Source organism: Acinetobacter sp. NIOH-H-8, from assembly GCF_046635365.1.
Classification (GTDB): Bacteria; Pseudomonadota; Gammaproteobacteria; order Pseudomonadales; family Moraxellaceae; genus Acinetobacter.
This window is the reverse complement of the sequence record NZ_JBHDVN010000145.1, coordinates 1-503: the sequence shown is the minus strand read 5'-3', so window position 1 is coordinate 503 and position 503 is coordinate 1. Positions and strand designations below refer to the sequence as shown.

The 503-nt window shown below is 35.8% G+C and carries 1 pseudogene; it reads left to right on the top strand.

Annotated elements, in window-relative coordinates:
* Positions 1-41: 41 nt before the first annotated feature.
* Positions 42-503, top strand: a pseudogene (locus ACEWB7_RS17480) (transposase family protein); the annotation flags it as partial.

Sequence of the window (503 nt, the reverse complement as noted above, 5' to 3'; positions counted from 1 at the left end):
AGACCTCTTGCGAAAGTAAAAACTGCCTCAATATAGATTTCATGAAATATCAGAAATTAAATCGTTTTTCAGATTCTGAATTCCAGCGCTTGGTTGGTGTACCTCGAGCAGTTTTTAGTGAAATGGTCGAAGTTTTAAAAGAAGCAGAATCACTTAAAAAGAAATTAGGGCGTCCTCATACTTTAGCTATAGAGGATCAATTATTATTAACACTCAATTACTTACGGAGCTACAACACCCAATTGGAATTGGCGGCAAATTACCATATCGCTGAAAGTAATGTGAATCGAACTATTAAAAAGGTTGAAGATGCATTAATGAAATCAAGACGTTTTACCCTGCCAAAACGAAGCATTACCACAGCAGACGAACAATTTAACTGGGTAATTATTGATGCGACAGAATGTTTAATAGAACGCCCGAAAAAAAAATCAGAGTAAGTTCTACAGTGGTAAAAAGAAGAAACATACGTTAAAAGCCCAAGTGATCTATCATCCGAAGAG